The sequence below is a fragment of the Pedobacter sp. 10L46_2 genome (genome assembly GCF_056395165.1).
Genome location: NZ_JBFTIZ010000220.1, coordinates 1 through 8948, shown reverse-complemented (window position 1 = coordinate 8948; position 8948 = coordinate 1). Strand labels below are relative to the sequence as shown.

Annotated in this window: 8 protein-coding genes and 1 pseudogene; 2 read left to right on the top strand and 7 right to left on the bottom strand. The window is 38.1% G+C overall.

Annotated features, from left to right (window positions below):
* The 5 genes from AC1DDX_RS19615 to AC1DDX_RS19595 all read right to left on the bottom strand — a co-directional run.
* Positions 1 to 1212 (bottom strand): TonB-dependent receptor plug domain-containing protein (locus AC1DDX_RS19615; RefSeq protein ID WP_477622447.1); only part of this gene is annotated, 1212 nt, incomplete at its 3' end.
* A 107-nt stretch (positions 1213 to 1319) separates the two neighbouring features.
* Positions 1320 to 2348 (bottom strand): FecR family protein, encoded by a 1029-nt coding sequence (locus tag AC1DDX_RS19610; RefSeq protein WP_337717226.1) that lies wholly within the window; start codon positions 2346 to 2348, stop codon positions 1320 to 1322.
* Positions 2349 to 2429: 81 nt separating this feature from the next.
* Positions 2430 to 3020, bottom strand: a complete 591-nt coding sequence (locus tag AC1DDX_RS19605; RefSeq protein ID WP_448104821.1) for an RNA polymerase sigma factor — start codon at positions 3018 to 3020, stop codon at positions 2430 to 2432.
* A gap of 88 nt (positions 3021 to 3108) precedes the next feature.
* Positions 3109 to 4005: a glycerophosphodiester phosphodiesterase family protein gene (locus AC1DDX_RS19600; RefSeq protein ID WP_172661550.1), complete on the bottom strand. Its 897-nt coding sequence runs from the start codon at positions 4003 to 4005 to the stop codon at positions 3109 to 3111.
* A gap of 97 nt (positions 4006 to 4102) precedes the next feature.
* A complete protein-coding gene (locus AC1DDX_RS19595) occupies positions 4103 to 5677 on the bottom strand; it encodes a glycerol-3-phosphate dehydrogenase/oxidase (protein ID WP_288882026.1) in 1575 nt (524 codons plus the stop codon).
* A gap of 200 nt (positions 5678 to 5877) precedes the next feature.
* Between AC1DDX_RS19595 and AC1DDX_RS19590 the strand changes: the two genes are divergently transcribed.
* Together AC1DDX_RS19590 and AC1DDX_RS19585 are read left to right on the top strand one after the other, a co-directional pair.
* Entirely contained in the window at positions 5878 to 6642 is a 765-nt protein-coding gene (locus tag AC1DDX_RS19590) for a DeoR/GlpR family DNA-binding transcription regulator (RefSeq protein WP_172661552.1), read from the top strand.
* Between the two features lie 67 nt (positions 6643 to 6709).
* Positions 6710 to 6994 carry a DUF47 family protein gene (locus AC1DDX_RS19585; protein ID WP_477622446.1) on the top strand — a complete coding sequence of 95 codons (285 nt, stop codon included), beginning with the start codon at positions 6710 to 6712 and terminating at the stop codon, positions 6992 to 6994.
* A gap of 183 nt (positions 6995 to 7177) precedes the next feature.
* Here the strand turns inward: AC1DDX_RS19585 and AC1DDX_RS19580 are convergent, their stop codons facing one another.
* The gene (locus AC1DDX_RS19580; protein WP_172661554.1) at positions 7178 to 8623 is read right to left on the bottom strand and encodes a M28 family peptidase; all 1446 of its coding nucleotides are present in this window, start codon (positions 8621 to 8623) and stop codon (positions 7178 to 7180) included.
* A gap of 49 nt (positions 8624 to 8672) precedes the next feature.
* Positions 8673 to 8948: pseudogene (locus AC1DDX_RS19575) on the bottom strand (polyprenyl synthetase family protein); the annotation flags it as partial.

Here is an 8948-nt window from a genome sequence, read left to right as displayed (position 1 = left end):
GCTTGTACCACTGGTGCTTGCACCATCAGAGCTCGCTCCATAAGAATAATGAGCTGCACCATCAAGTCCCTGCCCATATTCGTATTGCAGATCAGGCCAACGATTTGGCGATTCTACCGAACCGTTAGAGGTAAATTTAATCCCTAGTCTTTTTTTCTTACTATTTCCAGATTTTGTGGTAATAATGATGGCACCATTTGCACCCCGCTGACCATACAAGGCTGCTGCGCCCGGGCCTTTTAATACCGTTACACTCTCTATGTCTTCAGGGTTAATGTCATTTACACTACTTCCATAATCCGCTGGCATGTTATCGCTTCCTGTCCCATAAACAGCGTCAGATGCGTTTGCTGTTCGCCTGCCCCCACTATTATTAATTACAACCCCATCAAGTACAATTAGGGCCTCGTTATCTCCTGTAAGATTATTTTCGCCACGAAGAATAATTTTATTGGAACCCGCCGGACCTCCGTTTGACCGTACCAGGTTTAATCCAGCAACTTTACCCGACAAAGCATCACTCCAGTTTGAAGAAACAGCATCAGTCAATTGATTACTGTCAATCTTAGTAACTGCATAACCTAAAGATTTCTCTTCTCTTTTGATTCCTAAAGCAGTAACTACAACTTCCGACAAATCATTTGAAGATGGCTTTAATGTTGCGTTTAAAGTAGTTAGGGAATTCGCTTTAATCGCAACGCTCTGTGCAATAAATTTTTCATAAGAAATAAAGCTTATTTCAACTGAATAAATACCCGGAGCAACGTTTAGGGCATATTTACCATCATCTTCTGTCTGTCCTACTACCCCGCCTACTATTCGTATAACAGCTCCCGGAAGTGCAGCGCCTGATTCATCAACCACCTTACCTGTTAGCTTTCCATTAGTTTGAGGCTTAGGTATGATAAGTATATTACTGGCACTGGATTGTTTGAAAGTAAAGGATGTACCATTTAGAAGAACGTTTAAAGTTTCTTTTACAGAACGATTTGCTTTATTGATCCTCACAATACGCTGATCATTTAATTGCGTATTGCTGTAGTTTATAGATAATCCACTTAATTTCTCCACTTGCAAGAAAGCATCTTTTAGTGTAATTCCTTGGGCTTCGAAGAAGATAGTCCTATCTATATTTGTTTGCGCCTGGGCTTTAAATATGCTGAACGAAAATTGTAAAAGCACCAGTATGGTCAACAACCATAACTTTTTCATATATTTACTTTGTTTATACTTATTTATTCTTGAGTTTAAATTTTGACTTGAATGCCTGGAATTGTTACCAGCAATTCCGGGCTATCTTTACTATACTTCAGGTAGATCTAATTCATAGTTTTTCCTCCTTTTTGATTAGCACGATATATATAAATGTTCCCGTTTTTCTTAGTATAAGTTAGGCCAGATAATACCATTAACTCGTCCATAACATTATTCAAAGGCATGTTTTTAAACTTCGCAGTTACCCTGGTATTTCCAATACCAGAATCAATAAACTCAATCCTAACACCGTAACGATGCTCCAACGATGACATAACTTCATGTATGGGTACACCATAAAAAACAAAGTGATTTTTGATCCATGAACTTACGTCTGTAGCTTCTGTGGCGTCAAAAGCATAAAGCCCGGTTATTGTGTTGATTTCAATCTGTTCATTAGGGGTCAGGTATCTAACTAAATGACTCTTTCCCTCAATGGTATTCATCACGCCCACTTTCCCACTATTTACTGTTACCGTCACTTTATGATCAGAAGCAAATGCCTTTATATTAAAAGAAGTTCCTAGTACAACTGTTGAAATCTCACCACTTTGTATAACAAAGGGCCTTCTGCGGTGCTTTACATCAAAAAATGCCTCTCCGTCCAATGAAACCGATCGCTTGTTGCCATTAAAATTCTTTCTATATTTTATTTTACTCCCCCCTGCGAGATAAATCACCGAACTATCTGGTAAAAGAATCTTAGACTGCTGACCTTCAGGATTGATAATCTCAGTATACTCTACTGCAGTACTTTCTTTATAAGAAGTGTGTTTATACCACCATAAAGACATGGAACCGACAATTAATATCGATGCAGCGTAAGCTAACCAATGTATTTTTCGGCCAACATTAACAATGTTACCTTTTTCTTCCTTTTGAATATGGATACTGATGAGCTTCCAACTAGTTGGCTCTATCTCATCAGCTTTTTTAAAGTAAGATTTTGAAGCTTCTAATATTTGCATGGTTTCCCTGAACTGCTCCTGATGATTTGGATGCAGTTCAAGCCACTCATGCAATTCGGTTAGCTCCTCATCACTGATTGTTTTTTCAAAATATGCAATTATTAACTGATAGCTATTGTCTTCCATTATACCTGTCTCTAAAATGAAAGACAGATTTTAAGCGCACAGTTACGTAGCGAAGTATATTAAAGTTATGTTAATAAATGATTAACCCCGGGAAGTAAGGTTAGTAGAATCCTTTAGCATTCTTCTTAATTCTTTTATTGATTGATATAGAGTGGTTTCTACCGTTCTTATAGAAATACCCAATACCTCTGAAATTTTCCTTTTATCAACCTGATCAATCCTGCTCATTAGCAAGATCTCCCTTTGTCTTTCAGGCAGTTTATCAATCAAACGTAGTATCTTGCTTACCGACTCCGTGCCAGACAGTATTCGAAAAGGCGTGTGGGTGTCCTCAAAAATGTGATTTTGAAAAGAAATATCTTCAATGGAATCAACCGGATCCTTTTTCTTCTGATTATAGTTTATAGAGAGGTTCCTTGCTGAAGTAAAAAGATAATTTTTAATGTTCAGGATAGAGCTATCACTTCGTCCGTCCCAAATTTTAATGAACAAGTCGGCAATGATCTCTTCTGCTGCTTCATAATCTTTAGTATAGACAGCACAAAAATGACATAATGGTTTATAATACCTATTAAAAAGAGTTTCAAGGGCTACCGAATCATTTTTTCTCAAAAGATCGGTCAATTCTTCATCTGTAAGTTTTAGATACATCCCTGGTTCTTCATTTTGCAAACAAAATTAAAGATGTAATGTTAGCCTAATGTTAAATAATCACTACTCACAGTGCCATCCAAATAGGGAATTTATTTTGAATGTGCTACTAAAGCAAATTTGGATAGTCAGAAATGATCCCATCAACATTTAAAAGTTTTAGTTTGGCAATATCCTCTTTAGTGTTAGCAGTCCAGGGAATCACCTTGATATTTGCAGCATGACATTTCTGTACAAGATCTTTATCAACTAATCTATATTCAGGGCTTAGGATAAATGGATTAAATCCAAGTTCTGCAATATTTTCCTCAAAAGTTTTCTTATTTGCTATCAGGTAAGAGGTTTTTATCTTTGGATATTTTTGATGCAAAATCTGCAGAGTTCTCTTATCAAAAGATTGAATAACTACATAGCTAGATATTCCCTTATTCTCTATCACGTCCATTAATAACTTTACAAATTTCTCGGGTTCAGGGTTTGAGATGTTATCACCCGCAGGACTGCATTTGGTTTCAATGTTATAGAACATTTGTTTTTTCCCCTTTGAATACTGTTGAACAGAATCAACCAAATCTGCTAACCGAGGGATATAAGATTTGATCTTTTTTTGTTCAGGGAAACCTGTATGCGGCTTGGTCCCCAAATCAAATACTTTAATCAAATCATAATCCATTTGATATACAACATACTTTTTCGAATCTGCCGAAGGTATTTCCTTACCTTCAGGAGTTAGCATAAACCCTGGGCTTAAATAATCGTCGTGAGTTACCACAACTTCACCATCTTTAGTTATATGCGTATCCATTTCTAAGGTTGTAACCCCAATATCTATAGCATTATGCATTGCAATAATTGTATTCTCAGGCATTAAGCCTCTGCCACCTCTATGTGCTTCAGTGCTAAATGCGGGAAATTCAGAAATTTTGTCAGAGCTGTTATTTTTGATGGTTTTACATCCAAGCAAGCACAGTAATGCTAAAGAGCTCATACAAATTATATTCTTCATTTTATCTATTTTAAAATGTTAAGGACCTCAGCAAATTTATTAATAAAGCAATTAAGCCTCTGTTAAGTATTCATTAAGCCAGAGCCCACTTTACATATTAAGATTCAATCTCACTCAATAAATATTGTTTCACCAGATTTTTGAACTCTAGGATCTGAGTTTCCACCCATTGCGTATCTCTTCCTAATTCTTTAGCCATCAAGCTGGCCACCTCTGGGGCAAGCAGTAACGCGCCTTTTGCATCAAGAAACAACAGCCGCATTCTACGAGAAAGTACATCCTCTATAGAGCGTGCCATTTCATTCCTCACCATCCAGATCACTTCTGCTTTTACGTAATCGTATCCCTTATATACAGGAACATTTAATTCTGGTTCATCTACCATCAGCGTCCTTATCCCTTCCGCATCTGCGCCATAAATCCCTAAAGCACCTTCATCAATTCCCGGAAGATAACCGTGAATCTTAACGCCTTCAGTAATACATTTGGCCGCCGGCAGCTTACCAAGCTCAATAGCCTTATTTACCACATCCATAGCCATTCTCCGATAAGTAGTCCATTTACCCCCGGTTATGGTAACGAGCCCCGATTTACTGATTATAAGCTTATGGCTTCTGGATATTTCCTTTGTACTATTGGTGTTTTTGCCTGGAGCGGCTAAAGGACGTAATCCGGCAAATGCAGCCAGCACATCAGACCGAGATGGTACCTTTTTCAGATATTTACCTGCCGTACTTAATATAAAATCAATTTCCTCGTCCAGTGGTTTAGGCTCCAAACTGTGCTCATCCAATGGCGTGTCTGTAGTACCTACAAGCACTTTCCCATGCCATGGAACAGCAAACAACACACGTCCGTCTGATGTCTTTGGAATCATTAAGGCGCTACTGCCTTGCAGAAACGACTTGTCGAGCACCACATGAGCACCCTGACTTGGTCGCACTATTGGATTACCAGAAGGCACATCCATCTTTAAAATCTCATCAACAAACACACCGGTAGCATTCACCACCACCTTAGCTTTTAACGAATAAGATTTCCTGCTTTCAAGATCAGTGAACGAAACGCCATTAACCAATTCCCCTTCCTTCACCAAACCAGTTACCTTCATGTAGTTAAGGAGAACACCTCCATACTCCGCAGTAGTCTGAGCCAAATTTAAAGCTAACCTTGCATCATCAAACTGACCGTCACTGTAACCAATACCTCCAATTAACCCATCCCGTTTTAAACCAGGAATTGCCTGCAAAACCTTATCAACAGATAGAAATGATGATTTTTTAAACCCACTTTTACCAGCAAGCAAGTCATAAAATTTTAATCCAACTAAATATTTGTATTTAGAAATCCATGAATAACATGGTATAATAAAATCCTGATCTTTCACCAAATGAGCAGCATTCTTTAAAAGCAGGCCGCGTTCATGCAGGGCCTCGTAAACTAAGGCAATATCACCTTGAGCCAAGTACCTCACACCGCCGTGGACTAACTTCGTGCTTCTGCTTGATGTTCCCTTTGCAAAATCAGACTGTTCCAAAAGCAAAGTACTGTATCCTCTGGAGGCTGCATCCAGAGCAGTTCCCAATCCCGTTGCGCCCCCACCTATAATGATAACATCCCAATCGCTTTTCCTATCAATGCGTTCAATAAATGCTGCTCTATTAAAAATCATTTCGTTTATTTTCTATTTAAGCCGCTATTATTTCATAAACTTTCGTTTAAACACACAATAACAACAAAACGAAACTAAACATAATTATTTTATAATGAAAACAAAATAATTAAAAAATTCAGACAACTATTTCTATTGCTTAGCTAACTTTACAGTTGAAAAATATCATTATATTAATAGCTCTTTATATTTTAGCTCTAATGATTAACATTGCAGAAAGACACCAATATATTTTAAATAAGATTCAAATAAACGGATCCCTCGATGTTCAAAGCTTATGCAAAGAACTCGATGTTTCGTCTGTTACAATACGGAAGGATCTGAAACTACTTGAAGATAAAAGTCTTCTTTTTAGAACCCATGGAGGGGCAACCTTAAACAATCCGTATACAGTAGATAAACCTGTAAATGAAAAAGAGCATCTTCAATCTGCAGAAAAAATCAGAATCGGAACACGCGCTGCCGAACTCATAGAAGATAACGATTCTATCATTATAGCATCTGGCACTACTGTCCTTGCACTAGCCAGATGCATTAAACCAAAAGGTTCATTAACGGTAATTACCTCAGCATTAAATGTTGCCCTTGAGCTTGTTCATCATTCAAACATAGAAGTAATTCAGCTGGGTGGATTACTAAGAAAAAGCTCATCATCCGTTACAGGCCCTTATTCTGATAATGTATTAGGAAATGTATTTTGCAGCAAATTGTTTTTAGGTGTTGATGGAATAGACCTGGAGTTTGGCCTAACTACAACAAACGCTTTTGAAGCTCACTTAAACCGACAAATGATAGATTCATCTCAAAAAATAATTGTCCTTGCCGATTCAACCAAATTTGGCAAACGTGGCTTCGGCAGAATATGCGGCATCGAAGAAGTAGATCATATCATTACTGACAGCGGTGTGTCCGAGCACACCATAAAATCAATTGAGAGTATGGGAATTAAAATATCAATAATTTAAAACACCTAATTTAAAGTTCACAATAGGTTAATATAGCTGATGTACATTTACTATATACATCATCCATATGAACAGCGTTTTCAAATTCTTTATCCCGCCCGACAAAAAATTCCAGCCCTTATTTGAGCAATCAGGCAAAAATCTGATCAGTATTTCCGAAACACTTTTACTCGCCCTTAGCACCAATGATCTTGATCAGCGGAATAAGCACATCAAAAAAATTGAACAGCTGGAGCGTAACGGAAATAAAATAAGGCATGCCGTTTTTCTAGGTTTAAGCAAAAGCATGATCACCCCATTCAGTAGGGAAGACCATTATATCAGATGTTTGTTTGAGGATATACAAAGGTGAAAGTAAAGCAGATCAGCTATGCAACCTTGCAGTCGCAGGCCTCTTTAAAACCGAATCCAACCCAATAGAGCTCATCAAGCAGAAAGAGCTATTGCAGACATTAGAAATGGCGACGGATAAGTGTGATGACGCCGCCAACGCCCTTGAAGCTATTCTCGTAAAAAACTCTTAACTGCTATCTTACTACCATCTCCATTCACCGGCAATCTTTAGTGGAACTTCCAGATTATTCTGTTTCAAGAACCCTTTTAGTTCATCGTCAGTTTGTTTTTTAACGGGTAATGCAGGAGTATTTGCAAGACCATACACCAGCATAGCACTAAAACGTACCGTATTTTTCAATTGCTGCTCATCAACTAACTTAAAAACGTCTCCATCCGAATGATAGAAAGGCCCCGAATTATTAGGTAACTCGCCTCCTGTTCCTCCACCAATAGGAATCCCCTGTAGCATAAAAGGCTGATGATCACTATGTAACCATGCTCCAGAATAAAATAAGTTTTTAAATCCTGTATCAATCTTAGTAATCTGGCTGCCCCACGAAGAAAATAGATCCTTCATCTCAACTCTGCTGGTGGCAAATCCTTTCGGATTATTGGTCATGTCGTAATTCAACATAAATTTTACCTGATCAAGCGTATTTAAATGCCTTGCAGCTTCAACGTAGGCTTTTGAGCCCAGCAACCCTTGTTCCTCTCCCATAAACAGCACGAACTCAATTGTTCTTTTATTTTCTAGCTTTAGTGCTTTGTACGTTCTGGCCATGTCTATCACCGCGAAAGAACCTATACCATTGTCAATTGCGCCTGTAGCCAAATCCCAACTATCAAGGTGACCGCCAACAACAATTTTCTCTCCCAATGTATCTGTACCTTTTAAAGTAGCTATTACATTTCTGGCTTTAATTATACCAGAGAAATTGGTCATATCTATGCTTGCAAACTGTTTCTGGTTTTTTAGTTTTTCCTTAATACGCATCCCATTTTCAAAACCAATGCAAACAGCAGGTATCGGAATTAATTTTCCCGTTACAGAGGCTGTACCGGTAAGCAATACACCCCCTTTTACGCCATTAATAATGATAATTCCAGCAGCGCCGTACTTTGTAGCAATAGCCGTTTTTTCTGAACGATGAAGCGATGGAGTACCTTCGGGAGACCCAGGAAGCACACCTAAAAATACCAATGCTATTTTCCCCTTCACTTTGCCCGAGTCCTGTTTATAATCTTCTTCAAGACCGTTGCCTAAATCAACCAGCTCCGCCTTTACATTTGCTTTTACAGGGGAATGAGCAAGGGTTACCGATGTTATTGTAATTAGGCTGTCTGCCGAATCACCAACTTTAGTTTCATTGGTTAAGCGGCTCCAGCTTTCTACTTCAAACCCTTGGAATTTTACATCATAGCCATAAGATTTCAACAATTTATAGGCGTACTCTTCGGCCTTCGCGCCGTTAGCAGATCCTGTTAACCTGTGCCCTATTGATTCAGTGGCATTTTTTAAATTTATATACGCTTTAGATCCACTCTGAACTTCTTTATTGATTTTATCGAAAGCGGATCCAAAATCATCCTGCGCCTGAACTTTAATAAAGGCACAAAAAACAAGTAAAAAGAGAGAAATTCTCATAAAGGATATTTATAGTTTATGATAATATCATAACAGAAAAAAACGAAAATTATTTCTTACGCTCGGTAGTGTATCTTACCAGTTGCTCCAATCCGGTCCGTGCCTCGCCAGGCTCAAAGCTGTGCAGAATATCGAAAGCTTCCTGCTGATACTGCATCATTTTCTGATTGGCATAATGTACGCCGTCTTTTGCATTTACAAAATCGATAATCTCCTGAATTTTCACAGGATCATCCTGATGGTTCTTTACAAGACTAACGATTCGTTTCTTTTCAGCTTTTTCAGCCCGGTTTAAAGCGTAGATCAAAGGCAGTGTAACCTTTTT